We start from the raw sequence: 26,760 nt of genomic DNA on the forward strand, positions 1-26,760 counted from the left end.
CTATTATAGCATATTTTGCCCCCGAGAAACGGACTGAATGCCGGTTAGATTTTCAGCTTGATTTTTTGTCCCGGAGCGATGTCCGGATTCAGAAAATCCATCGGGTTCGTACTTAAAATTTGTACGACTTCAGCTTCATTTCCCTTCATCTCAACTAGCAGCGGCACGCCGGCGTAATCTACCTGTTCATGCACGCTTTGCTCTAGATCCTGACCGTAAACGACTTCTTGGGGCATGACGGTATAAAGGATCATTGAATCATCCTTCCTTCCTCGCCCTTTCGTTCCTCAATCAGCTGATTCAGCTTTTTTATCGCCTGTCCGACGCCGCCCACAGCATCAATTAATCCGTAATCAGCCGCATCTTTTCCGACTACGTTCGTTCCGATGTCCCTGGTTAAGTTTCCTTTTGAAAACATCAGCTCTTTGAATTTTTCTTCGGAAATATTTGAATGATGGGTCACAAAGTTGACGACCCGCTCCTGCATTTTATCCAAGTATTCAAACGTTTGCGGAACCCCGATAACCAGACCTGTAAGCCGAACGGGGTGAATGGTCATTGTCGCTGTCTCCGCGATAAAACTATGATCACATGACACGGCGATCGGCACACCTATGGAGTGGCCCCCGCCGAGTACGATTGAAACGGTCGGTTTTGATAAGGATGCGAGCATTTCCGCAATCGCAAGCCCCGCTTCCACATCGCCTCCGACGGTGTTTAAGATGATCAGAAGTCCTTCGATTTTCGGATTTTGCTCAATCGCGACGATTTGCGGAATGACGTGTTCATATTTGGTTGTTTTATTTTGCGGCGGGAGCTGGACGTGCCCCTCAATTTGGCCGATGATCGTCAGGCAGTGAATATTGGTATCTTGGGACATTTGCGGCAGAGATGTCTCTCCCAGCTGCTGAATTTTGCTCATAATGCTGTCTTTCGCATCTGATTTTTCGGGCTGCTGTTCTTCGGTGTTTTCCATACGATGATCCATTTTATCTTTCACCCTTTCCGAATGTCTCTTTGTATTATGAACAAAGATGATGATTTCCATCCGGGACATGAACAAAAACAAAGCCGGAGCATCATGCGCTCCGGCTTTGTATACATTATACTTCCATAATGATCGGAATGATCATCGGCTTGCGTTTTGTTTTTTCATAAAGGAATTGATTCAGCGCATCACGCATTGCTTGTTTCAGCGTGGACCATTCTACGGCAGATGTTTCCGTCGCTTCAGTCACGATAGAGCGGACGAGCTCAGTAGCTTGTACAATTAAACCTTCTGATTCTCTGACATACACGAAACCGCGCGTAATGATCTCAGGACCTGATACAAGGTTCTTTTTCTGCTTATCGAGTGAAATCACGACGATGAGAATGCCGTCTTGTGATAATAAGCGGCGGTCTCTCAGCACGATGTTGCCGATGTCGCCGACTCCGAGGCCGTCAATCAGAACGTTTCCGTACGTGACTTTATCCCCGATTTTCACATTCTGGCCGCGGAATTCAACGACGTCACCTTTTTCAATCAAGAAAATGTCGCTGCGTTTCATGCCGATCTCTTCTGCGATTTTGGAATGCGCTTTTTGCATTCTGAATTCACCGTTAACCGGAATTAAATATTTCGGTTTCAGCAAATTAAGCATGAGTTTCAATTCTTCCTGCGAACCGTGACCGGACACATGCACGCGTTTTTGGGCGAAAATGACTTGAGCGCCGGCGCGGGCAAGCAGGTTGACGGTTTTGGAATATATCAATTCATGCCCCGGAATCGGTGTTGATGCAATGACAACGGTGTCTCCTTCTTCAATGTTAAGCTGCTTGTGCGCCTGCTTGGCCATCCGCGTAAGAGCGGCCAGCGGCTCACCATGGCTTCCGGCTGTAACAATTGCCACTTCCCGCTTCGGATATTTTTTCACATCCTGTACAGGAATAAACATTTCATCTTCGGCTTCAATATAGCCGAGCTTTCGCCCAAGCTGAAGCACGTTTTGCAGATTTTTTCCGGCGATTGCAAGTTTGCGGCCGTTCTGGACGGCAGCCTGTATCACTTGCTGGATCCGGTTGATATTAGACGCGAATACAGCAATGATGACACGGTTTTCTGAACTGTTCATCGCATCGGAAATTTCACCGCTTACATATGCTTCTGACGGAGTATACCCCGGGCGCTCCGCATTGGCGCTGTCAGAAAGCAGGGCGAGCACGCCGCTGTTTCCGATTTTGGCAATTTCGCCAATATCACATGATTGGTGATAAGCAGGCGTCTGGTCAAATTTAAAGTCTCCCGTGCATACAATAGAGCCAAGTGATGTTTTGAAGCTGACTCCCACTGAATCCGGAATACTGTGAATCGTTTTAAAGAACGATACTTTCGTTGATTCAAATGTAATGACTGATTTAGAGTGAACTTCACGTAAATCAGCTTTTCGATTATGCCCGTACTGCTTGAGTTTTTCTCTCAGTAATGCAAGCGTAAGCTTCGTTCCGTATACCGGCACCGACAGCTTGTTCAATAAATAAAAGACGCCTCCGATGTTTTCATCGTGCCCGTGTGTCAGAAAGATGGCCTTCACGCGGTCAGCCCGTTCTACTAAGTAGGAAATATCCGGAATGACGACATCAATACCGAGCATTTCATTTTCAGGGTGCATCAGCCCTGCATCCACTACAAATATGTCTGAGTCAATTTCAATGACATATAGGTTCTTCCCAATTTCTCCGACGCCGCCAAGGGCGATAATTCTGACGTTTTCTGTATTTTTCTTTTTCAAAATCTGTATCCTCCTAGTCTCATACCCGTCCATCATCACTTGTTCCTATTATAACTGATATCAATTTTAGAAAACAAGAAGAAGCGGAAGGTTTAGGGAAAACCAATATGTATACAAAACGGTCAAACTCACGATAAAAATGAGAATGACCGCGTATTTTAACTGTATAAATTTTTTCTTACAGTTCGCTGATGACGCTGCTCAGGCTCAGACGTTCATCTTCATTCAGCGGGATAAGAGGAAGACGCACAGATCCGACATCAAGGCCTTTCAGCTGTAGCGCCGTTTTGACCGGAGCCGGATTAGGCGCTTTAAAGAGCTCCTTCATGATCGGCAGAAGCTTCTGATGAATCAGCGCCGCGGTTGCCGTCTGCCCGTTCGTATAGTTTTTAATCATCTGCTGCATGTCAGAACCTACGATATGGCTGGCCACTGACACGACTCCTCTTCCGCCGACTGCGAGAATAGGAAGCGTTAACCCGTCATCACCTGAATAGACGTAAAAATCTTCCGGTGTTTCGGCAATGATTTTCGTAATGGCATCAAGATCGCCGCTCGCTTCTTTAATCGCAGAGATATTCGGAATCTCCGCAAGTCTGATGGCCGTTTCCGGCGCAAGTGAAGCGACCGTTCTGCCCGGCACGTTGTAAAGCATCACAGGAAGAGACGTTTCTTCCGCAATGGCTTTAAAATGACGGTACATGCCCTCTTGGGAAGGCTTATTATAATACGGCGTGACAAGCATAACGCAATCGACGCCGGCTTCTTCAGCTTTTTTTGTCAGTTTAATGGAATCTTTCGTATTGTTGCTTCCCGTACCCGCAATAACAGGCACACGTCCGTTCACTTCTTTGACTGTAAATTCAAAGAGTGCAATTTTTTCTTCCGTTGAAAGTGTCGGAGATTCGCCGGTCGTGCCTGCGACGACTAAAGAATCCGTGCCGTTTTTCAACAAATAGTCGATTAATGTAGACAGTTTTTGAAAGTCTACATTCCCTTTACTGTCAAAGGGGGTAATCATCGCTGTAGATATATTTCCGACATTCATTTTTTTCACCTCATCATGATTCAATCACATTTACTTTGAAAGTTCAAACACTTCATGCAGCGCATTTACGGCCGTTACCATATCTTTTTCATGAACGAGCACCCAGATCGTCGTATGGCTGTCGGCAGATTGCAGAATCGGAATGCCTTTATCAGAAAGTGCGGAGACGATTTTTGACGTGACACCCGGAACACCCATTATCCCGGCGCCGACCGCTGACACTTTCGCACAGCTCTCCGTCACTGTCGGCTCATATCCTAATTCAGCCAAAATGCTGCGCGCGGCTTCCGTTTTACTGCCGGCTACGGTATATACGATTTCACTCGGCGTAATGTTAAAGAAATCTACGCTGATTCCGGCATTTGCCATCGCTTTAAAGACTTCAGTCTGAACGTTGTATTGCCCCATTTTGGCGGGAACCTTAAATTGCGTCACATCTTTCACATGGGCGATCCCCGTGATCAGCCGTTCGAATACATCGCTGCCGATGTTAGACGAATGATGGGACGTCACCAAAGTGCCTTTGTCTTTTGAATAAGTGGAGCGCACGCGGATCGGCACCTTTGCCTGCATGGCGATTTCCACCGCGCGCGGATGAATGACTTTCGCGCCTTGATAGGCAAGGTTGCAGATTTCCGTATATGTGACGTTCGGAAGCGGCTTAGCATTTTCCACGATTCTCGGATCGGCTGTCATAACGCCTTCCACGTCCGTAAAAATGTCGATAAACTCAGCATCTACCGCCGCGCCGAGCGCCGCTGCTGAAGTATCGCTTCCTCCTCTGCCGATCGTCGTCGTGTCGCCTTTTTCAGTCGCTCCCTGAAATCCTGCGACAACGACAGCGTCATGGCTGGCGAGTGCAGCGAAAAGCCGCTCTGTTTTCATTTCTATAATTTTGGCGTCAGTATGCTGGGCATTGGTTAAAAAGCCGGCTTGGGCTCCTGTTAAAGCTGCGGCTTTTATGCCGTTTTCCTTCAGCATGCTGGAAAAAACAACGGACGAAATCGTTTCTCCGCAAGACAGAAGCATATCCTGCTCTCTCGGAGAAATGTCGGACTGGCTGCCGTAAAGGAGCCCGATTAAAGAATCTGTCGCGTACGGGTCTCCTTTTCTTCCCATCGCCGATACGACAACGACAACTTTATAACCTTCACTGATGGCATCTTTAATGTGTGCTAGCGCAAGCTTGCGGCCTTTGTCATCTTTTACGGATGTTCCGCCGAATTTTTGAACAATGATCTTCACTATTTTCACTCCAAATTAGTCTGACGTAACAGAAGAGAGCAGGCAGAGCCTTACTCTCTTCTATTCGCCTATAGAAAATACGTTTGTTTTATACGAGGTTCAGTTTTTGCAGGCTTTCCGCGATTTGGACTGAGTTCCAAGCGGCGCCTTTTAACAGGTTATCAGAAACAACCCACAAATGAAAACCGTTTGCTCTGTCCAAATCTTTCCGGATTCTTCCTACAAATACATCGCGTTTGCCGACGCAATCAGCAGGCATCGGGTAAAGCTGCTCCGCCGGATCATCCTGAAGCGTAACACCCGGAGCTTCTTTTAAAAGCTGTTTAATATCTTCAACGGTTGCGTCATCACGGTCAAGCTCAATGTAAACAGATTCTGAGTGCCCTGTTTCAATCGGCAGTCTGACACATGTCGCAGCCACTTCCAGCTTCGGCATATGCATGATTTTTTTCGTTTCATTAATCATTTTCATTTCCTCAAACGTATAGCCGTTGTCTTGGAATTTATCAATTTGCGGAATGGCGTTAAATGCGATTTGATAATGCTTTTTGTCGCCTTTAACCGGCATAATGGACGGTTCTGCGGGTTCATTGTTTAAAATCGCCTTTGTCTGGCTGTACAATTCTTTCGCCGCTTCATTGCCGGCCCCGGACACAGCTTGGTAAGTAGATACAATGACTTTTTTCAAACCGTACGCTTTGCGGATCGGTTCAAGCGCAGCCACCATCTGAATCGTTGAACAGTTAGGGTTGGCGATAATGCCGTTATGTTTGTGCAGATCACCTTCGTTCACCTCTGGCACCACGAGCGGTGTATTTTCGTCCATACGGAATGCGCTGGTATTGTCAATCACGATGGCTCCCCGTTTTACAGCCTCAGGCGCCAAGCTTTGTGATACGCTTCCGCCGGCGCTGAATAACGCGATATGAACGCCTTCGAAGCTTTCAGGAACAGCTTCCTGCACTGTATATTCTTCGCCTTTAAACATTACTTTCGTACCAGCAGAACGCTTTGAGGATAGTAGTGTGAGTGTTTCGATTTCAAAGTTTCTGTCTTCCAGTGTTTTCAGCATTTGCTGTCCTACGGCTCCCGTCGCTCCGACAACTGCTACGTGTAATCCTCTTCCCATCTGTAAAACTCCTTCCGCCAATTAAGCATCATTTATTGAATTGACTTTGCATTTTACGTTTTATTTTACCATAGAATAGTCACGGATTGACCGAATTTTTTTATTCCGGAATGATTTTCTGTCATCATTCATGATGGTGTACGAGCACCGGCTGAACCTGCTGGTGCAAAAGAGCTTTTTCTACCGTAATCGGAAGAAGATCCATTCTTGCGACGAGCGATGTCGGTTTTTTCACGTGGTCATCCTGGCCGAACGGGATGAAATATATGTTTTTTGCGGACATCAGCCTCATTAAATTCGTTCCGTTTAAACCGAGTCCGTCGTTTGTCGAAATTCCGAGCACGACCGGGCGGCCGTTGCGGATCGTGGCTTTCGCAGCCATAAGGACGGGGCTGTCAGTCATCGCATTTGCGAGTTTGCTCATTGAATTTCCGGTTAAAGGGGCGATGACCATGCAGTCGAGCGGAAGTTTCGGCCCGAGAGGCTCCGCTTTTACGATGGAATCAATCGCCTCAAAGCCTGTTGTTTCTTCAATTTTTCTGACCCAATCTCCCCCCTCCCCAAAGCGGGTATCGGTCGATTGAACGGTTGACGTCACGACCGGCCGGACTTCAGCTCCTTGACTGATAAGCGCCTCTATTTGCGGAAAAACTTCCTCATATGTGCAGTGCGAGCCGGTTAATCCGAATCCGATTCTTTTCCCTTTCAGAGACATGGTTATTCCCCCTCTTTCTTTAAGTCTGCCAAAAGCTTGCTCAATACGTTCGCAATAATCTGTCCGGCTGTTTTCGGGGCCACAATTCCCGGAAGACCCGGGGCAAGCAGCGCTTTAATGCCTTGTTTTTCAGCATATTTGAAATCCGTTCCGCCCGGGCGGGATGCTAAATCCAAAATCAAGGTCTTCGGCGTCATGCGCGATAAAACGCTTTGATTCAGAATCAAGCTCGGTACGGTGTTAATGCAGATATCAATATCATTTACATGTTCAGTAAGCTCTTCAAGTTGAAAAGGAGAAAGCCCCATTTCCGTTATACGGGCCAAATGAGCCGAACTCCGCGCGCCCACTTTTACCTTCGCCCCTAACGCCGCAAACGTCCGGGCGATCGTCATACCGGTGCGCCCCATGCCGAGAACGGCGACATTTGATCCGTGAATGGTATAATCCGTATGCTGAATCGCCATCATGATTGTTCCTTCAACAGTGGGAATCGAGTTGAATATCGCGATATCGTCCCGTTCAAATAATTTCACAAGTTTGCGGCCCGCTTCGCTGGCGATCCCCTCAAGATACGCGTTGGAGATGCCTGAATAAATGACGCAATGCTCCGGTGTCCGCTCAAGATAGCTCTGCTTTAATATCACTTCTTCATTTGAAAAAACCGTGGAAACAACGCCTTCTCCGGTCGTTGCCGATACGGGCAGGATGATACTGTCTATTTTTTGAAAGGGAATCTCATCGATTTTGCATTTGACGGTTCCTGTAAAACCGTCATCCAATTGGTCAAACCCTGCAAGATAAATATCGGCATGCTGTTCTGTCAGCTTTCTTATAATCTCTAGCTGTCTTGCGTCACCGCCAATGATCGCAATTGTCAATCCGGTTAACATCTGAAACGTTCACCTTCTTTACAGTTACTGGATCTTTTAAGTGTCATCCTCCTCTTCATCGTATGTGCGAAGAGAAAGGGCGGTGAATGTACAGCGTCTTTTTCATAAAAAAAGCACCGGCTGTATGAGCCGGTGCTTGCAACAATTGAATAAGATCTACTCTTCGGGAGGCGTGATCTCCCCCGGAACGTCTAAAATGATCATGTCTGACCCGATTTTTTGGATATGGTTCCAGGGGACGCGGATGTCGTGGCCTTGTTTTCGCAATCCGAACCATTTTACCGTCGGTATCAACAGCGCGGTAATTTGTCCGTCCTGTTCATTAATTTCCAAATCGGTCTGGCCGAGCACACCGAGCCGCTCTGCCCGTTTAATGTCCACAATTTCTTTACCTGACAGTTCACTGAGCCTCATGATAGCCACCCCCTTGTACTATATGACCCGGAGCAAAAAAAAATGCCTGCCCCGTATAGAGGCAGACTGCTTTTCTGCTTAAGATGAGGCCGGCATATTGCCAGTCGGGCTGATGAGCGATAGTGCGTAATCATCCGTAAATAAGCGGCGGCTGAGGCCGTTGACGCTTTCCAGGCTGACCGCATTTAATTCAGTGATAATTTCATCCATGGTCTTATGCTTTCCGAGCAGGAGTTCGTTTTTCCCGTTCCGGCTCATTTTGCTGTTTGTGCTCTCTAAGCTGAGCATTAAGCTCCCCTTCATTTGCTCTTTGCTGTTTTCCAGCTCTTTCGGGGTGATACCGTCACGTTTTAGAACCGATAACGTTTCCTGAATGGTTTCAGACAGAAGTCCGAGCTGATTCGCGCCGGTGCCTCCGTAAATCGTCAGCATACCGCTGTCTTCATAGGAACTGTGATAGCTGTATACAGAATAGGCCAGTCCTTTATCTTCGCGCACATCCTGGAAAAGACGGCTGCTCATGCTTCCGCCCAGCACGTTGTTTAAGACGATCAAATCGTAAATGTCCGCATCTCCGACTTTCAGGCCTTTGAAACCGAGACAGAGATGCGCCTGTTCGGTGTCTTTTTTTCTGGTCAGCTTTTCATAATGAAACTCAGGCTCGCTGATGCCGCTTGCTTTGCCCTTCGCTTCGTATGTACCGAACCATTTCTCCACGTCTTTAATGAATTGTTCTGTTACATTTCCGGCGACAGAAATGACGACGCGGTCCGGCGTGTAAAAGTCATCCATATGCTGTCTGAGAGAATCGCCGTTAAATGACGAAAGCGTTTCCTCCGTCCCGAGAATCGGGTAGCCGAGCGAATGATTGCCGTATGTCGCTTTGCTCAGCAGATCGTGGACAATGTCATCCGGCGCGTCTTCATACATTTTGATTTCTTCATATACGACGTTCTTTTCTTTTTTGAGCTCATCTTCGTCAAAAGCAGAATGAAAGAACATATCAGCCAGCACATCAAGTGCGTAGTTTGCATGCTCATCCAGAACTTTGGCGTAATAGCACGTATATTCTTTTGAAGTGAAGGCATTCACTTGGCCGCCTATCCGATCGAAGGATTCTGCGATTTCCCGTGCGGACCTGGTATTTGTTCCTTTAAAAAACATATGCTCAAGAAAGTGCGAAATACCGTTTGTATTCGGCGTTTCATGACGTGACCCCGTCCCGATCCAGACGCCGATTGCCACAGACCGCACCGTTGGATTATTTTCAAGCACAACTCTTACACCGTTTTGGCATGTATAGCGTTTTATCAAGTCTGTTCCTCCTATTCAAAGACAGGCAACTGCCGCCTGCTACTTCATCAGCCTGTTTTCATCCATTAAGTCAGACACTGAGCCGAGCGCGTAGCCTTTTTCTTTGATTTTTGCAATCAGTGTATCCAGGCTTTTCGCAGTCGGATCAGTCGGATGCATTAAAATCATGGCTCCGTTATGTATTTTGCTCAACACCCTTGTTTGTAAAACAGCCGGAGACGGTTTTTGCCAGTCAATGGTGTCAACGGTCCACATGATGGTGCCCATTCCTTTTTCCGCCGCAAGGTCGACCACGGCTTTTCTGAAGCTGCCGCTTGGCGGCGCAAACCATTTCGGCTTCATGCCGAGCGTCTCGCTGATTTGTGCATTGGTTTTGTCAAGCTGTTCGGAAATGCTTCCTGAAGTCAGTTTGCTCATATCAGGGTGATTGTATGAATGATTTCCGATTTCATGTCCGTCTGCCGCTATTTTTTTCCCCAGTTCCTGATTGTTTTTCAGCCATTTCCCTTCAAGAAAGAAAGTTGCTTTGACCTGGTGCTGCTTCAGAATAGGCAGCATTTGCTCCACGTATTCATTTCCCCAGGCGACATTTATCAGGAAAGCGACCATCGGTTTGTCGGGATTTCCTTTATAAATGGGTTCGGGCGCGAGAGAATCAAGATGGACTTTCGGTTTCACCTGCTCATAGACAAGGTCGTCTTCGTGAAATTCTCCGTCCTTTTTCATTTGCTTATAGGATTTTTCCACATTGACTTTTAAACCGTTATACCCCGGTATACTCTTCCATATTTTATCAATCCGCGCGTCTTGCGGCTTCACTTCATACTCTGACGCTTTTTGCAGTAATTCTTCATAGAGCGGATCTTTTGATGCTGACACAGTTACAGCGTCTTTTTTCATTGCGTCTATGTAATCAACTGTATACGGATTTTTTAACATTTCAAACGAAACAAAAAAAAGAAATAAAAAAACGGCAAACGGCACGAATTTTTTCAACATGTCCTTCCCCCCTCATCACACATTATGTATGAGGAGGACAAGGTAGAACCCGTCTGTTGTCTTTCTCAAAATAAAGAAGCCGGGTCTCCCAGGCTCCTTGTTAGGTTTTCATTTAAGATTGTTGTTGTTCCTGTTCTTTTTCTTTCTCTTCGCGCAGCACTGCTTTACGCGACAGATTCACTCGTCCCTGTTTGTCAATTTCAGTTACCTTCACAAGGATTTCGTCACCGATTTTCACAACATCCTCAACCTTGCCGACCCGTTCGAGCGCTAGTTCAGAGATGTGAACGAGACCGTCTTTTCCGCTGAAGATTTCAACGAAAGCGCCGAATTTCTCAATCCGTTTGACTTTACCGAGGTAAAGCTGGCCGACTTCGACTTCTCTGACAAGATCTTCGATGATTTTTTTCGCTTTTTGGTTGCTGCTTTCATCAGTAGAAGAAATAAAGATGGTGCCGTCTTGTTCAATGTCAATTTTAACACCGGTATCTTCAATGATTTTGTTGATTTGTTTACCGCTCGGTCCGATAACGTCACGGATTTTATCCGGATTAATGTTCATCGTTAAAATTTTCGGCGCATATTGAGAAAGTTCTTTTCTTGATTCACCAAGCGTGCTGAGCATGCTGTTCAAGATTTCCATTCTTCCTTTTTTCGCCTGCTGAAGCGCTTCTTCAAGAATTTCTCTTGAAAGGCCTTCAATTTTAATGTCCATTTGCAGCGCTGTCACGCCTTTTTCCGTGCCGGCTACTTTAAAGTCCATGTCACCGAGGGCGTCTTCCATCCCTTGAATATCCGTTAATACCGTATAGTACTCGCCTGATTTCACAAGTCCCATCGCGATACCCGCAACAGGGGCTTTAATCGGAACACCTGCGTCCATCATGGCAAGCGTACTTGCGCAAATGCTGGCCTGTGAAGTGGAACCGTTTGATTCAAGTACTTCGGATACGAGGCGGACCGTATACGGGAAGTCTTTTTCATTCGGAATGACCGGCTCAAGCGCACGCTCTCCAAGAGCACCGTGACCGATCTCACGGCGTCCCGGTCCGCGCATCGGGCCTGTCTCCCCAACGCTGAACTGCGGGAAGTTATAATGATGCATAAAACGTTTTGATTCTTCCACGCCTAAACCGTCAAGAATCTGAACGTCCCCAAGGGCGCCTAATGTACAAACGCTGAGCGCCTGCGTCTGTCCTCTCGTAAACAGCCCGGAGCCATGCGTTCTCGGCAGAAGGCCGACTTCTGAAGAAAGCGGGCGGATTTGATCAACGCCGCGGCCGTCCGGACGGACTTTTTCTTCTGTGATCAAACGGCGCACTTCGTTTTTCACGAGTTTAGACAGTGTCTGTTTCACTTTTTTAATCGTATCTTCATCATGCTCTTCTTCTTCGAATTTCGCGACAACTGCATTTTTCACTTCATTGATCGCGTCTTCGCGAGCATGTTTTTCGTGAACCTGAATGGCGCTGAGAAGATCCGGCTCCGCAAGGCTTTTTACTTTTTCGCTGAGCTCTTCGTCAATTTCATACAGTTCGATTTCTGTTTTTTCTTTGCCGACTGCTGCGACGATTTCTTCTTGGAATGCGATCAGGCGCTTAATTTCTTCGTGACCGAACATAATCGCCTCAAGCATGATTTCTTCAGGAACTTCATCTGCTCCGGCTTCCACCATGTTGATGGCGTCTTTTGTGCCTGCAACGATGAGGTTGATATCACTTTTTTCAAGCTGGTCAACCGTCGGATTGATGACGAATTTCCCGTCAATGCGGCCTACCGTCACACCCGCGATCGGGCCTTCAAACGGGATATCGGAAACGCAAAGAGCGAGTGATGAACCGAACATTGCAGCCATTTCAGATGAGCAGTCCTGATCAACACTCATGACAATGCTGATGACCTGTACTTCGTTACGGAATCCGTCTGCGAAAAGCGGGCGGATCGGACGGTCGATCAGACGGCTGGCTAAAACGGCCTTTTCACTTGGACGGCCTTCTCTTTTAATAAAACCGCCCGGAATTTTACCTACTGCGTATAATCTTTCTTCATAGTTAACGGTAAGCGGGAAAAAATCTAGCGGTTTCGGTTCTTTTGATGCGGTTGCTGTGCTGAGCACTGCAGTATCGCCGTAGCGGACCATGACAGCGCCGTTTGCCTGTTTGGCAAGCTGGCCGGCTTCTACTGTAAGCTGTCTGCCGGCCCAATCTATGGTAAAGACATGTTTCTCTTGTCCCATTCGATTACGAGCTCCTCTCTTAATGTGTGAAATAATCAATTACTCCTATTATGAACGAAATGAATTGAACATATCAATGTCAAAGTAGTATGTAAAAGGATTTCATTGTTTTTTTATCATTATTTTTTTCGCTTTAATACGATAAAAAAGCGGGAATCCTCCCGCTTTTTACGATTATCGACGTAAGCCTAGTTTGTTAATTAACTCACGGTAACGAGTTACGTCTTTATTACGCAGATACGTAAGAAGATTACGACGTTTACCTACCATTTTAAGAAGACCGCGACGTGAGTGGTGATCTTTCTTGTGAGTACGCAAATGCTCGTTCAAGTTGTTAATTGAGTCTGTTAGGATAGCGATCTGAACTTCTGGAGATCCAGTATCAGATTCGTGTGTCTTGAACTCGCTGATGAGTTGATTTTTACGCTCTTGAGTAATTGCCATCCTGTTTCACCTCCATATCATAATTAGCCCCAGTTACCTAGCAACCGTCGGTGACTTCGGATTGCCAAGCAATGGTTTTAAGACTACGAAACATATGATACTAAAAATCGCGCCCATATGCAAATCTTTTAGAAGAAAATTTGTGTACTTTTGATGTTTTTTCCGTTATTTGCTGAAAAAACGGATCGCTTCTTGTTTGTCTTTCCCGATCTGAGCCGTCAGTTCATCGATGCCGTTAAACTTCCGTTCGCTTCGGATTCGTTTGTACCACTCGATTTTAACGTCTTCTCCGTATACATCCTGTTGAAAATTAAACAAATGTACTTCAATTGACGGCTGATCGGGACGCTTTTCATAAAAGGTCGGTTTGTAGCCGATGTTGCAGACGCCTTCATACACCTCGCCTTTTATTTCGGCTTTCACTGCATACACGCCTGTCGGCGGCACGATATAACTGTTGTGCAGGCCGACATTCGCGGTCGGAAAACCGATGGTGCGGCCTCTTTTGTCTCCGTGAATCACAGTGCCCCGGATAAAATACGGCTGGCCGAGAAGAGTGTGCGCCAGTTCAACGTCACCATCCTGCAGCGCTGACCGGATATAAGTAGAGCTGATCTTTCTGTCCTGCTCGGTCTGTTTCTCGACAGTCGTGCATCCGGCCTTGCCGTTTAAATCGTCCGGCAGCGTCTCCATCGTGCCTTTTCCGTATTTTCCGTACGTAAAATCGAAGCCTCCCACAGCGTGCCGCGCGTTTAACCCTAAAATATACTCCTCGGCAAACTGTTTTGGAGAAAGAGACGCAAACGCTTCATCAAACTTTACGACATACAGCACATCAGCGCCTAAACGTCCGATCTGGCTGATTTTATCTTCAAGCGGCGTAATCAGATCCTTTGGCTCTTTGTCCCTGCCCAACACATGGGAAGGGTGAGGATGAAACGTCATAACGGCCAGCGACAGGCCTTTTTCTTCGGCAATTTGTCTGGCTGTTCCGATTACTTTCCGGTGTCCCAAATGTACGCCGTCAAAGTAGCCGAGCGCCATGACAGACGCCGGCTGCTCTTCTTTTTGTAAATGATGCGGATGAGAAATATGTATCGTCTTCACAGAACGGTCACCTTTTTTCTTATTGTTCGCTTTTTTGCATGAGCACTTTAGCCGGTTTCAGCAGTCCTTTTTTTGAAGGATGCGGCATATAAATAGCCACACATTCTCCGTCTTCAGCACAGACCGCTATACGGGCGTCAGCTGTCATTGCAGAAAATTCCGCCGGGATGTCAAACACTGACCCGTTTTCAGCTTTCTTAGCTAATGTATCACTTATGACCCATTTCGGCAAATGATTGAGCGCTCTATCGATCGGCACGGCATGCTCTGCAACCGTTCCGTCTGAAACCTGCTGTTCAAGTTCCTCAAACGTGAAACACTCATCAAGGCTGAAATCGCCGGAAGCGGTGCGGATGAGATGCGACATATGCGCGGGATAGCCGAGTTTTTCACCGATTGTCACCGCCAATGTTCTGACGTAAGTGCCCTTTGAGCACGTGACTGTAAAGCGGAATGATGCTGTGTCTTCGTTATAAGTGACAGGGGAAGTGAGCGCGATATCTTCAATCGTGATATTCCGCTTCGGCCGCTCCACTTCAATACCCGCCCTGGCGTATTCATAGAGCTTTTTTCCGTTGACCTTTACAGCGGAATACATCGGCGGCACTTGCTCCTGCGGTCCCTTCAGTTCGTCTAAAACGGCTTTGATATCCGCTTCTTTCAGCGGCTCCTTGACAGGTTTTACGCTGACCGTTTCTCCCGTCTGGTCTTCGGTCGATGTGGAGAAGCCGAGAGTAATCTCAGCATCGTACGTTTTTGACTTGTCGGTGACGTACTCAACGATCTTTGTGGCCCGTCCGACACAGATCGGCAGTACGCCTGACACTTCCGGATCAAGCGTTCCCGTATGTCCGACTTTCTTTGTTTTTAACAGTTTTCTTATTTTCATTACACAGTCGTGAGAAGTCATGCCGACCGGTTTATGTAAAAGGAGAACTCCGTTAACCATCTGTCTTTCGCTCCTTTGTTATCAATTGTATCCCGTAAAACGCAGAAAAGAGGACAGACGACACTCGCCCATCCTCTTTCCTTGTTATTCAGACGGTTTATCTGAATGCAGTTCGTGAATCAATGTTTCGATACGGTTGCCGTACTCAATTGATTCATCAAATTCAAATTCAAGCTCAGGCGTTTTGCGGAGTCTGATTCGGCTGCCGATTTCGGAACGGATAAATCCTTTCGCTTTCTCAAGCCCTTTCAGCGCCTCCTCTTTCTTTTTCTCTCCGCCGAGAACGGAGATATACACCTTCGCTATTTGTAAATCACCTGAAACACGTACGTCTGTTACAGTGAGAAATCCGATTCTCGGGTCTTTCAGCTTTCGGCTGATAATATCCCCGAGCTCTTTTTTCATCTGCTCGCCGACACGGTTTGCTCTCATACTCAATTCAATCACCTCTAAGTTAAAACCACTCTGTTCTAGTGATCGTCCGTTCTATTTCGGGAAAGGAGTCAATAAACGCGAGTACGCGCTGTATCTCCTTTTCCGCCTGAACGTGAGAGGAGGAGACGACGGCGATTCCGAAGCTGGTCCGCTGCCAAGTGTCCTGATAGCCGATTTCTGCGGCCGACACGTTGAACTTATTCTGAACCCTCGTTATAATCCGCTTCAGAACGGCTCGTTTCTCCTTTAATGATCCCGCATCATAAATGATGCATTCACATTCCGCAAATCCGATCACTTTCTTTCGATTTCCTGCATGACATACGCTTCAAGGATGTCGCCTTCGCGAATGTCATTGTATTTCTTAATTGTAATACCACATTCATATCCTTGTGAAACTTCTTTCACATCATCTTTGAAGCGTTTCAGAACGTCTACTTCCCCTTCGAAGATGACCACGCCGTCACGGATCAGGCGGAGTCCGCTGTCACGTGTAATGTGGCCGTCTGTTACATATCCGCCGGCAATCGTGCCGATTTTCGACACTTTGAATGTTTGGCGCACTTCAACCTGGCCGATGACTTTTTCTTCGTATTCAGGATCAAGCATTCCTTTCATCGCCGCTTCAATTTCTTCGATGACTTTGTAAATGATACGGTGAAGACGGATATCTACATTTTCAGCTTCAGCCGTGCTCTTAGCATTTCCGTCTGGGCGCACATTAAACCCGATAACGATTGCATTTGAAGCAGATGCGAGAATGATGTCTGATTCCGTAATCGCACCGACGCCTGTGTGAATGATTTTCACTTTTACGCCTTCTACTTCAATTTTTTGGAGAGCGGCTGTTAACGCTTCGGCTGAACCTTGAACGTCAGCTTTTACGATTAAATTGATGTCTTTGACATCGCCTTGTTTAATTTGTTCAAACAGATCATCGAGGCTCAGCTTCGCTTTGTCGCTGCGCTGTTCTTCCAGTTGCTTGGAAGCGCGTGCTTCACCGACAGAACGGGCTGTTTTTTCGTCTTTAAAGACGAGGAATTGATCGCCAGCCTGCGGTACGTCGTTTAAGCCCGTGATTTCTACAGGTGTGGACGGTCCGGCTGTTTTCACGCGGCGGCCGAGATCATTAACCATGGCCCGCACGCGGCCGAATGTATTTCCGACAACGATCGGATCTCCGACATTCAATGTTCCCGTTTGAACGAGAAGTGTCGCGACAGATCCTCTTCCTTTATCGAGCTCAGCTTCAATAACCGTTCCTTTTGCCTGACGGTTCGGATTGGCTTTCAGCTCTTCCACTTCACTGACAAGCAGAATCATTTCGACAAGCTCGTCAATTCCCTTGCCTGTAAGAGCGGACAGAGGAACGAAAATCGTTTCTCCTCCCCATGCTTCAGGAACGAGTCCGTATTCAGTCAGCTCCTGCATGACACGGTCAGGGTTCGCGCTTTCTTTATCAACTTTATTCACGGCAACGATAATCGGAACCTCAGCCGCTTTCGCATGGTTGATGGCTTCGACTGTCTGCGGCATAACGCCGTCATCGGCCGCTACGACTAAAATGGTGATATCAGTTACTTCCGCACCGCGCGCGCGCATTGTTGTAAACGCCGCGTGTCCCGGAGTATCTAAGAACGTGATTTTTTTGCCGTTTTCTTCGATCTGGTAAGCCCCGATATGCTGGGTGATTCCGCCGGCTTCTCCTTCAACAACTTTTGTTTTTCTGATGCTGTCAAGGAGGGTCGTTTTCCCGTGGTCAACGTGGCCCATGATCGTCACGACAGGCGGACGGATTTGAAGATCTTCTTCTTTGTCAGCCTCTTCATATTTTTCAAGCTCAGTTTCTTCAAGCACAATCACTTCTTCTGTTTCTACACCGTATTCAGATGCGATCAGTTCGATTGTGTCTTTGTCAAGCTCCTGGTTAATGGTAGCCATTACGCCCAGAAGCATCAGTTTTTTAATGAGTTCAGACGGCTCTTTGCCCAGTTCCTCGGCTAAAGCTCCGACTGTTAAAGAGCCGGAAAACGTAATTTTCTCAGGAAGCTCTTTTTTCGGCTTCAGCGGTTTTTGCTGATACTGATTTTTGTTGTTATGATTGCGTTTGTTTTTGTTTTTGTTGTTGTTGTTATTCTTCTTGTTTTTGTTAAATTGATTATTCTGCACGTCATTCTTCTTTCCGTCTCGAATTTTGTTTGGTTGATTCCCAGCAGACTGCTGATTAATCCCTTGCGGCTTGTTTTTGTTCGTTTCCGCAGGCTTCTGAGATGTAACGCCGGCGCCGCCTTTTTTAAATTTCGCATCAAGCTGCTTAATGGTCTTTTCTTCAAGCATTGCCATATGGTTATTTACTACTATATCCATGTTTTTCAGCGCAGTCAAAATTTCCTTGCTTGAAACATTGATGGCTTTTGCATATTCGTAAACTCTCATTTTAGCCATTCGTTCACCCCCAAAAATATTAATCGAGCAAGCTGATCAGCTTATTCGCAAAACCTTGGTCAGTGACGGCGACAACGACACGTGATTCCTTGCCGATAGAGCGGCCGAGATCCGCGCGGCTTTCGACTTTTTTATAAGGCACTTTATAATAATTGCATTTATCGGATACTTTTTTTGCAGTATTCGCAGATGCATCTTCTGTCAGCAGAACAAGTTTTGCACGCGCATTTCTAATTTCTTTTATAACCAAGTCCTCGCCCGACACGACCTTACGAGCTCGATTGGCCAGACCCAGCAAGGGAAACCATTCCATTCCAGACATGTTATTTTTTCACCTTTTCCGCCAGTTCCAGCAATTCTTCGAAAATCTGGTCATCGATTTGTGATTGAAATTGATTTTGCAATGTGTTTTTCTTTTTCGCAGCTAAGATGCATTCTTTCTCAAGGGTGATATAGGCACCCCGCCCGTTCTTCTTTCCGGTCGGATCGACTGAAATCTCTCCTTCTTTAGAACGGACAATTCGGATCAGTTCCTTTTTAGGCTTCATTTCCCCCGTTACCACGCATTTGCGCAGAGGAATTTTTTTTCGCTTATTCACCTAAAGTCACCTCTTATTCATCCGATTCGGCTGTTTCAGGCTCCATAAAGAGCGGCTCTAAATCGTCATCTTCTTCATGCTCTCTCGGATAGATGCCAAGGTCTCTTGCATCCGTTTCACTTTTGATATCGATTTTCCAGCCTGTCAGTTTCGCAGCTAAGCGGGCGTTTTGCCCTCTTTTTCCGATTGCCAGAGAAAGCTGGTAATCAGGAACGATGACAGTCGTGGCTTTTTCTTCTTCGCTGACGATGACATCCAGCACTTTAGACGGGCTGAGCGCATTGGCAACAAATTCAACCGGATCATCAGACCAGTTAACGATATCAATTTTTTCGCCTTTCAGTTCATTGACGATCGCCTGCACGCGCTGGCCTTTGGGACCCACGCATGAACCGACCGGATCAACGTCAGGATCATCAGTGCGGACGGAGATTTTAGAGCGGTCGCCCGCTTCTCTGGCAACGGATTTCAGTTCGACCGTTCCGTCATAAATTTCCGGCACTTCGATTTCAAAAAGACGCTTCAACAGACCGGGATGCGTTCTTGATACATAGATCTGCGGCCCTTTTGTCGTTTTTTCGACTTTTGTGATAAATACTTTAATCCGATCGTGCGGTTTATAGCTCTCATTCGGCATTTGTTCATTGACGGGCAGCAGCGCTTCAATCTTGCCGAGAGACACGTAAATAAACTTGCTGTCTAAGCGCTGTACAATTCCCGTCATAATGTCTTCTTCACGATCGATAAATTCTGAGTAAATCACGCCGCGCTCAGCTTCACGGACACGCTGCGTCACCACTTGTTTCGCCGTCTGCGCAGCAATGCGGCCGAAGTCTTTCGGCGTTACTTCTATTTCAACGACATCTCCGACAAGGTAGTTCGGATGGATGTGCTGGGCGTCGTCAAGCGAGATTTCAAGTCTTGAATCGTATACCTCGTCTACGACATCCTTTCTTGCGAACACGCGGATCGTGCCCGTCTCACGGTTCAGATCGACCCGTACGTTTTGCGCCTGGTTAAAATTTCGCTTATACGCGGAAATTAAGGCAGCTTCAATTGCTTCGATGATAATGTCTTTACTGATGCCTTTTTCTTTTTCAAGAATAGTGAGAGCATCTAATAGTTCACTGCTCATGTTAGCGGTCTCCCCCCTTAAACACTAATACTTCATTCATTAAAATGTTACAGCTAATCTTGCGTTAGCTATTTTTTCATACGGAATATTGACCCGTTTCTTTCTTGTTTTGACCGTCATCTCTATTGTAACAGTTTGTCCATCAAATTCAGCCAATTTGCCTTCAAACACTTTTAAACCGTCAATCGGTTCGTACGTTTTCATGTACACATTTTTGCCCAGTGATTTTTCGAAGTCGGCTTTTTTCTTTAATGGACGCTCGGCTCCAGGAGAAGATACTTCAAGAAAGTAGTTCTGGGTGATCGGATCGGCCTCATCCAGCTTTTCGCTTAACGCTTCGCTGACTTTGGCGCACTCCTCAATATCAACACCGTTCTCGGAATCAATAAACACGCGAAGGAACCAGTTTTGACCCTCTTTGACAAATTCAATGTCTACGAGTTCAAGCTGAAGGTCATCCAGTATGGGCTGAGCCATTTCTTGAACGGTATCAGTCACTTTTTTGCTCATGTTTTTCCTCCTTGTGCTGTCGATATCATATCAGCCGTTCCTCTGCATAAAAACCCTGCTTCAAAAGAGCAGGGGCATTGAGAAAACGATGGACATGTCGAGGCAAAATTGCCTGTTCAATACAAAAGAGCGGGTTTCCCCACTCTTTGCCTCGGTAATCGTTAGCATTTCCAATAAAACTATACCATAACCATATATTTAATGCAAATCAAACTCCGCTCGGCGGCTGTGCACAAAGCTTAAAACAGAGACAGCTGATTTTGGTCCGGAAGGGACTCAAGACAGCCGTGACGGTCTAAATACTCTAAAATGGTTTTTGACACTTTTCCGCGTTTTTGAAGATCTTCTTTTGAAAGGAACTCCCCTTCTTCCCGCGCTTTCACAATATTGAGAGCGGCGTTGGTTCCGAGTCCCGGAATTGAGTTGAACGGCGGGATGAGACTGTTGCCGTCAATGATAAATTCCGAAGCGCTCGAACGGTATAGATCGACCTTCTGGAAGGAATAGCCGCGCTCACACATTTCAAGAGCAAGCTCTAACACGGTAAGGAGGTTTTTCTCCTTCGGCGAAGCATCAAGCCCTTTAGAGCTGATATCATCCATCACCGCTCTGATAGCGGTCGAGCCTTTAATCATTGTATCAATGTCAAAGTCATCTGCGCGGACGGTAAAATACGCAGCATAATATAAAAGCGCGTGATGCACTTTAAAGTATGCAATCCGCACCGCCATCAGCACGTATGCGGCGGCGTGGGCTTTCGGGAACATGTATTTGATTTTTTTGCATGAATCAATATACCAGTTCGGCACGTTGTTCTTTTTCATTTCTTCTTCCCATTCCGGCGTCAGGCCTTTGCCTTTACGGACGAATTCCATGATTTTAAAGGCCAGTGAAGGCTCAAGGCCCTGATAGATCAAGTAAACCATAATGTCATCACGGCAGCCGATCACTTCGCTCAGTTCACACGTATTGTTGTGTATCAGTTCCTGCGCATTGCCGAGCCATACGTCCGTTCCGTGGGAAAGCCCGGAAATCTGGACAAGCTCGGAGAACGTCGTCGGCTTCGTATCCTCAAGCATCTGCCGGACAAATCGCGTCCCGAATTCAGGAATGCCGAGCGTCCCCGTTTTACAGCCGATCTGCTCTTCAGTGACGCCTAGCGATTCTGTACCTTGGAAAATCTTCATCACTTCCGGATCATCTGTCGGAATCGTCTTCGGATCAATTCCGCTTAAATCCTGAAGCATCCGGATGACTGTCGGATCATCGTGCCCCAATATATCAAGCTTCAGCAGGTTGTCATGAATGGAGTGGAAGTCAAAATGAGTCGTTTTCCATTCAGACCCCGTCGCATCTGCCGGGAATTGTATCGGGGAAAAATCGTAAATATCCATGTAATCCGGGACAACGATAATCCCCCCCGGGTGCTGGCCGGTCGTTCTCTTAACGCCAGTGCAGCCTTGCACCAGACGGTCGATCTCCGCGCCGCGCATGTGTAGGTTGTGATCGCCCGCATAGCCTTTCACATATCCGTAAGCCGTCTTTTCCGCGACGGTGCCGATCGTTCCCGCGCGATACACGTTATCTTCACCAAACAATACTTTCGTGTAGTTATGGGCATGGGGCTGGTACTCACCTGAGAAGTTCAAGTCGATATCGGGTACTTTGTCACCTTTAAAGCCTAAGAACGTTTCAAACGGGATATCATGCCCGTCCTTTTTCAAAGGCGTACCGCAAGACGGGCAGGTTTTATCCGGAAGGTCAAAACCAGAACCGACTGATCCGTCATTAAAGAATTCGGAATATCGGCAGCTCGGGCACACATAGTGCGGAGCGAGCGGGTTCACTTCAGTGATTTCCGTTAAGGTCGCCACAAGCGATGAACCGACGGACCCCCGGGAGCCGACGAGATAACCGTCATCCAAAGACCGTTTTACAAGCTTATGAGAGATGAGATAAATAACGGCGAATCCATGGCCGATGATGCTTTTTAATTCTTTTTCTATTCTCGCTTCCACAATTTCAGGAAGCTCTTCACCGTAAATGCTTTTGGCGCGCTGATAGCTCATTTCACGGATTTCTTCATCAGCCCCGTCAATTTTCGGCGTGTACAGATCGTCTTTGATCGGTTTGATGTCATCGATCATCGAAGCGACTTTCTGCGTATTGTCAACCACGATTTCTTTCGCTTTTTCCGCACCGAGGAAGGAGAAAGCCTCCAGCATTTCATCTGTCGTTCTGAAGTGCACTTTAGGCAGTTCGTGTCTGTTTAACGGGTTGGCGCCGCCTTGGGAAGATATTAAGATCTTCCGGTAAATTTTATCCTCATCGTTTAAATAGTGGACATTTCCCGTAGCCACGACCGGCTTATTCAATTTTTCTCCGAGCTTCGTAATGTTGGCGATGATTTCTTTCAGCGCTTTTTCATCCCGGACGAGCTCAAGCTGCAGAAGGTGTCTGTATACTTCCGGCGGCTGCACTTCAAGATAGTCATAGAAGGATGCGATATCTTCAACCTCTTCAGGAGATTTTTGCATCATGCCTTCAAAGACCTCTCCCCTGTCACAGGCAGAGCCGATTAACAGACCTTCTCTGTATTTATTAAGCTGCGACCTCGGAATGCGCGGCACTCTGTAGAAATATTGAATATGAGAAATGGACACGAGCTTAAACAGATTTTTAAGGCCGGTCTCATTTACGGCAAGCAATGTAGCGTGATAAGGTCTTGATCTTTGATAAGCATTGGATTGTCCCATATTCTCATTCAGCTGATCATGATAAAAAATGTCTTTTTCAGCGGCATCTTTGAGCATTTTCAACAGCAGGTAGCCCGTTGCTTCAGCGTCAAAGACCGCTCGGTGATGCTGGGTTAATTCGATATCAAACTTCTTACATAACGTATTTAAGCGGTGATTTTTAAACTCAGGATACAGGAAACGCGCGAGTTCCAGCGTATCAATGACTGGATTTTTCGCTTTTTCCGTTTTCAAAAGACGCTTGTACGCCACATTTAAAAATCCCATATCAAAGCTGGCGTTATGAGCCACAAGCACGTCATCGCCGATCCATTCTTTAAAATCCCGGACGACGTCAACGACATCGGGAGCGTCGCGGACCATGTCATCCGTAATCCCGGTAAGCTCTATCGTCGTTGCTGACAGCGGATGGTGCGGATTGGCGAACGCTTCGAATTTACCGATGATTTCTCCGCCTCTTATTTTGACTGCGGCAAGCTCAATGATGGTGTCATACACTGCGGACAGACCTGTCGTTTCAACGTCAAAGACGACGTATGTGTCTTCTTCCAGGAGACGGTGAGCTGGATTGTATGCGATCGGAACGCCGTCATCTACGATATTGGCTTCCATTCCGTAAATCATTTTAATGCCGTGTTTTTTCGCGGCGGAATAGGCATCCGGGAAAGACTGCACAACGGCATGATCAGTTAACGCAATCGCTTCATGTCCCCATTTTTTCGCCTGTTCGACAAGCTTTCCGATGCCCGTTACAGCATCCATTTGGCTCATCGGAGAATGCAGATGAAGCTCAACCCGTTTTTCGCCTTCAGGAGCGGTGTCTTCACGGGTTTTGGCTTTTATTTCATTCACGTCATTTGCAATCATGACGAGGTCTCTGACGAATGTATCGTTTTGAATGCTTCCCCGCGCCTTCACCCACATGCCTTTTTTCAGCGTTTTCATCAAAGCGGCGTCTTCTTTTTCTCTGGCGAACATTTTTACTAAAATGCTGTTTGTATAGTCCGTGATTTTGAAAATGCAGAGCGTGCGTCCGCTTTTCAGCTCGCGTGTTTCAGCATCAAACACAAACCCCTGCACTGTAATTCTTCTTTCTTCATCCATGATGCTGTCAAGCGTCCGGATTTCTTCGTTCTCTTTAATTTGATAGCCGATGACAAGCGGTCCGGACGGTGCCTGATCCTCATCGCCCTCTTTTTCCTTCTTCTCCATCTCGATAAGCGCCTGCATCGCCCGCTCCTGATCTTCAGCAAGCTTTTGCTCGCGGAATTTCTGGACTTCTTGGTCAGATACGAAAATTTCGGTATCCAGCTGCAGTTCCGGAAAGCCGAATTGGCGATAGCTGTGCTGAATCAGTGCGCTGTATTTATTTTTGAGCGCAGATGCTTCTGTATCTGTTTTTGTTTTCACGATCAGCTTGTTTCCCTTGAGCTTCGGCTTCTGCTGATTCAAAAGAGCCACCATCGGCGGCGAGGTTCCTTCAAGCTCTTCAATACAGCGTGTCCAATAATCCTGTACAAGCTCCTCTGTCACTGTAGGGTCAATGACCTGAACAGACGATGTGACACGGGCGATGTGAGCAAACGATTGTGTTAACCTCATCATGAATGAATCATATATTTGATACGGCAAAAGAGCCTTAAAGCGAAATTGGAAATGCCAGGCTTTTTCTGCTTTATGGATTGTCAGTTTATCAATCTCTCCGTCTTCAAAGTATGTCATGAAGGTATCATCTGTCATATTAAGCTGCTGCAGAAGAATCTGAAACTGTCTTCTGTTTACTGATAACTGTTCCATTCAGACAGTATCCCTCCCTTAAAACATCATAAGTGAAGGTACCTCCGCAGGTGATGAGGTACCTTCTTTTTTCTCTATTTTAACATGATTTTGTATGATTCGTTATGGTGATTACTTCGTCTTGATAAATTCAGAAAGCTCATCCACTGAAACTTCGGCAGATTCACCGGTTTTGCGGATTTTCACTTCTACGATGCCCTCGTCGGCACGTTTTCCGACAGTGATGCGGATCGGAAGGCCGATCAGATCAGAATCAGCAAATTTCACGCCTGCGCGTTCAGCGCGGTCATCGTATAATACCTCATAACCTTCCGCCTGGAATTTGCCGTAAAGCTGTTCAGCAAGCTCTTTTTGCGCTTCGTTTTTCATATTCAGCGCCAAAATATGAAGATCATACGGAGCAACGCTTTTCGGCCAGATCAAGCCTTTTTCGTCGTGATGCTGTTCAGCGATGGCTGAAAGCGTTCTGGACACGCCGATTCCGTAACATCCCATCAGCATCGGCTGCGCACGCCCGTTTTCATCAAGGTATGTCGCATTCATCGCTTCAGAGTAACGCGTGCCGAGTTTAAAGACTTGTCCGACCTCAATCCCTTCAGCGAAACGGATCGTGCCTTTTCCGTCAGGTGACGGATCGCCTTCCTGTATGATTCGAAGATCGGCATACGCTTTTACGGACGCGTCACGTTCGATGTTTACGTTTCGGTAATGACGGTCTTTTTCATTCGCGCCGCTAACGGCGTTTACCATGACTTTCACGGCTTGGTCGGCATAAATCTCAATGTCGCCGGCAGCGCCGATCGGCCCCGCAAATCCCGGCTCCGTGCCAAGTTTCTCCGCTACTTCTTCATGAGACGCAAGCTCAACCACTTCCGCGTTCAGAAGGTTTTTCACTTTCACGTCATTGACCTCATGATCGCCTCTTACTAACACGAGAACAAATCGGTCATCCGCTTTAAACAGCATTGATTTGATGCAGGCGCTCGGCTCGATCTGCAAGAACGAAGCGAGTTCTTCAATGCTTTTGACATTCGGCGTATCAATTTTCTCCAATGCCTCGGGTGTTTCATCTGACGGCTCGCTGTTCATGACAACTTCCGCCATTTCCGTATTGGCTGCGTAAGAGGATCCATCGGAATAAGCGATGGTGTCTTCCCCTATTTCAGAAAGAGCCATAAATTCATGCGTATCTTTTCCGCCCATCGCGCCCGAGTCGGCAATAACGGGACGGACGTTTAATTCACAGCGTGCGAAAATGCTGCTGTATGCGCCGTACATGTTTTGGTACGTTTCCTCCAGACTTTCTTCAGAAGCATGGAAAGAATACGCATCTTTCATGATGAATTCGCGTCCGCGCAGTAACCCGAAACGCGGGCGTTTTTCATCTCTGAATTTAGACTGGATCTGGTAAAGAGTGAGCGGCAGACGCTTATAAGATTTCACCTCATCGCGCACGAGAGAAGTAATGACTTCTTCATGTGTCGCGCCTAAAGCAAATTCACGGCCGTGGCGGTCTTTCAGACGCATTAATTCAGGCCCGTACGTATACCATCTGCCTGATTCCTGCCATGTTTCAGCCTGCTGAAGGGCCGGCATCAGCATTTCCACCGCGTTGATTTTTTCCATTTCTTCACGCACGATCTTCTGAATGTTTTGAATGACCCTGTAAGCCAGGGGCATGTAGCTGTAAACCCCGCTCGTATTTTGTCTGATAAATCCCGCTCTCAGCAGAAGCTTATGGCTTTTTGCTTCAGCATCAGCCGGCACTTCTCTCAGGGTCGGAATAAGCGTCAAACTTTGTCTCATGTCTTCGCACCTC

At 46.8% G+C, this 26,760-nt stretch carries 24 protein-coding genes; all 24 read right to left on the minus strand.

What is annotated here, in order from left to right; translation table 11 throughout:
* Nucleotides 1–44: 44 nt before the first annotated feature.
* The 24 genes from K3G25_RS09420 to proS all read right to left on the minus strand — a co-directional run bounded on the left by K3G25_RS09420 (nucleotide 45) and on the right by proS (nucleotide 26,747).
* On the minus strand, nucleotides 45–254 hold the full coding sequence (locus tag K3G25_RS09420) for a YlzJ-like family protein (RefSeq protein WP_061862200.1): 210 nt from the start codon (nucleotides 252–254) through the stop codon (nucleotides 45–47).
* On the minus strand, nucleotides 251–988 hold the full coding sequence (locus tag K3G25_RS09425) for a ClpP family protease (protein ID WP_003154162.1): 738 nt from the start codon (nucleotides 986–988) through the stop codon (nucleotides 251–253). The genes K3G25_RS09420 and K3G25_RS09425 overlap by 4 nt, the downstream gene beginning before the upstream one ends.
* Before the next feature lie 115 nt (nucleotides 989–1,103).
* Nucleotides 1,104–2,771 carry a ribonuclease J2 gene (rnjB, locus tag K3G25_RS09430; protein ID WP_021493672.1) on the minus strand — a complete coding sequence of 556 codons (1,668 nt, stop codon included), beginning with the start codon at nucleotides 2,769–2,771 and terminating at the stop codon, nucleotides 1,104–1,106.
* A 178-nt stretch (nucleotides 2,772–2,949) separates the two neighbouring features.
* Nucleotides 2,950–3,819: a 4-hydroxy-tetrahydrodipicolinate synthase gene (gene dapA, locus K3G25_RS09435; RefSeq protein ID WP_003154166.1), complete on the minus strand. Its 870-nt coding sequence runs from the start codon at nucleotides 3,817–3,819 to the stop codon at nucleotides 2,950–2,952.
* A 30-nt stretch (nucleotides 3,820–3,849) separates the two neighbouring features.
* Nucleotides 3,850–5,064, minus strand: a complete 1,215-nt coding sequence (dapG, locus tag K3G25_RS09440) for an aspartate kinase (RefSeq protein ID WP_003154168.1) — start codon at nucleotides 5,062–5,064, stop codon at nucleotides 3,850–3,852.
* 88 nt (nucleotides 5,065–5,152) lie between these two features.
* Nucleotides 5,153–6,193 carry an aspartate-semialdehyde dehydrogenase gene (asd, locus tag K3G25_RS09445; RefSeq protein WP_014417793.1) on the minus strand — a complete coding sequence of 347 codons (1,041 nt, stop codon included), beginning with the start codon at nucleotides 6,191–6,193 and terminating at the stop codon, nucleotides 5,153–5,155.
* Nucleotides 6,194–6,317: 124 nt separating this feature from the next.
* On the minus strand, nucleotides 6,318–6,908 hold the full coding sequence (gene dpaB / locus K3G25_RS09450; RefSeq protein ID WP_003154171.1) for a dipicolinate synthase subunit B: 591 nt from the start codon (nucleotides 6,906–6,908) through the stop codon (nucleotides 6,318–6,320).
* Between the two features lie 2 nt (nucleotides 6,909–6,910).
* Complete coding sequence (dpaA, locus tag K3G25_RS09455) at nucleotides 6,911–7,801, minus strand: dipicolinic acid synthetase subunit A (RefSeq protein WP_021493674.1); 891 nt, start codon at nucleotides 7,799–7,801, stop codon at nucleotides 6,911–6,913.
* Nucleotides 7,802–7,957: 156 nt separating this feature from the next.
* Entirely contained in the window at nucleotides 7,958–8,215 is a 258-nt protein-coding gene (locus tag K3G25_RS09460; RefSeq protein ID WP_003154176.1) for a YlmC/YmxH family sporulation protein, read from the minus strand.
* Nucleotides 8,216–8,293: 78 nt separating this feature from the next.
* Nucleotides 8,294–9,529 carry a M16 family metallopeptidase gene (locus tag K3G25_RS09465; RefSeq protein ID WP_232489708.1) on the minus strand — a complete coding sequence of 412 codons (1,236 nt, stop codon included), beginning with the start codon at nucleotides 9,527–9,529 and terminating at the stop codon, nucleotides 8,294–8,296.
* Between the two features lie 39 nt (nucleotides 9,530–9,568).
* The gene (locus K3G25_RS09470) at nucleotides 9,569–10,528 is read right to left on the minus strand and encodes a polysaccharide deacetylase family protein (protein WP_003154180.1); all 960 of its coding nucleotides are present in this window, start codon (nucleotides 10,526–10,528) and stop codon (nucleotides 9,569–9,571) included.
* A 112-nt stretch (nucleotides 10,529–10,640) separates the two neighbouring features.
* A complete protein-coding gene (gene pnp, locus K3G25_RS09475; protein ID WP_007611468.1) occupies nucleotides 10,641–12,764 on the minus strand; it encodes a polyribonucleotide nucleotidyltransferase in 2,124 nt (707 codons plus the stop codon).
* A 174-nt stretch (nucleotides 12,765–12,938) separates the two neighbouring features.
* Nucleotides 12,939–13,208, minus strand: a complete 270-nt coding sequence (rpsO, locus tag K3G25_RS09480) for a 30S ribosomal protein S15 (protein WP_003154182.1) — start codon at nucleotides 13,206–13,208, stop codon at nucleotides 12,939–12,941.
* A gap of 165 nt (nucleotides 13,209–13,373) precedes the next feature.
* Nucleotides 13,374–14,315 (minus strand): bifunctional riboflavin kinase/FAD synthetase, encoded by a 942-nt coding sequence (gene ribF / locus K3G25_RS09485; RefSeq protein WP_007611467.1) that lies wholly within the window; start codon nucleotides 14,313–14,315, stop codon nucleotides 13,374–13,376.
* Nucleotides 14,316–14,334: 19 nt separating this feature from the next.
* Complete coding sequence (gene truB / locus K3G25_RS09490; RefSeq protein ID WP_109566941.1) at nucleotides 14,335–15,264, minus strand: tRNA pseudouridine(55) synthase TruB; 930 nt, start codon at nucleotides 15,262–15,264, stop codon at nucleotides 14,335–14,337.
* An 84-nt stretch (nucleotides 15,265–15,348) separates the two neighbouring features.
* A complete protein-coding gene (gene rbfA, locus K3G25_RS09495) occupies nucleotides 15,349–15,702 on the minus strand; it encodes a 30S ribosome-binding factor RbfA (protein ID WP_003154185.1) in 354 nt (117 codons plus the stop codon).
* 16 nt (nucleotides 15,703–15,718) lie between these two features.
* On the minus strand, nucleotides 15,719–15,997 hold the full coding sequence (locus K3G25_RS09500; protein WP_003154188.1) for a DUF503 domain-containing protein: 279 nt from the start codon (nucleotides 15,995–15,997) through the stop codon (nucleotides 15,719–15,721).
* Nucleotides 15,994–18,144, minus strand: coding sequence for a translation initiation factor IF-2 (gene infB / locus K3G25_RS09505; RefSeq protein WP_232489709.1), 2,151 nt, complete (start codon nucleotides 18,142–18,144; stop codon nucleotides 15,994–15,996). Before infB ends, K3G25_RS09500 begins: the two co-directional genes overlap by 4 nt.
* Nucleotides 18,145–18,163: 19 nt before the next feature.
* Entirely contained in the window at nucleotides 18,164–18,466 is a 303-nt protein-coding gene (locus K3G25_RS09510) for a YlxQ family RNA-binding protein (protein WP_003154192.1), read from the minus strand.
* Between the two features lies 1 nt (nucleotide 18,467).
* Nucleotides 18,468–18,743 (minus strand): RNase P modulator RnpM, encoded by a 276-nt coding sequence (gene rulR / locus K3G25_RS09515; protein WP_003154193.1) that lies wholly within the window; start codon nucleotides 18,741–18,743, stop codon nucleotides 18,468–18,470.
* A 13-nt stretch (nucleotides 18,744–18,756) separates the two neighbouring features.
* Complete coding sequence (nusA, locus tag K3G25_RS09520; protein WP_003154195.1) at nucleotides 18,757–19,878, minus strand: transcription termination factor NusA; 1,122 nt, start codon at nucleotides 19,876–19,878, stop codon at nucleotides 18,757–18,759.
* 39 nt (nucleotides 19,879–19,917) lie between these two features.
* A complete protein-coding gene (gene rimP / locus K3G25_RS09525; RefSeq protein WP_007409801.1) occupies nucleotides 19,918–20,388 on the minus strand; it encodes a ribosome maturation factor RimP in 471 nt (156 codons plus the stop codon).
* Nucleotides 20,389–20,627: 239 nt separating this feature from the next.
* The gene (locus K3G25_RS09530; protein ID WP_109566940.1) at nucleotides 20,628–24,941 is read right to left on the minus strand and encodes a PolC-type DNA polymerase III; all 4,314 of its coding nucleotides are present in this window, start codon (nucleotides 24,939–24,941) and stop codon (nucleotides 20,628–20,630) included.
* 111 nt (nucleotides 24,942–25,052) lie between these two features.
* The gene (gene proS / locus K3G25_RS09535) at nucleotides 25,053–26,747 is read right to left on the minus strand and encodes a proline--tRNA ligase (protein WP_007611460.1); all 1,695 of its coding nucleotides are present in this window, start codon (nucleotides 26,745–26,747) and stop codon (nucleotides 25,053–25,055) included.
* Between the last annotated feature and the right edge of the window lie 13 nt (nucleotides 26,748–26,760).

The sequence above is a fragment of the Bacillus sp. FCW2 genome, from assembly GCF_021228595.1.
GTDB lineage: Bacteria > Bacillota > Bacilli > Bacillales > Bacillaceae > Bacillus > Bacillus velezensis.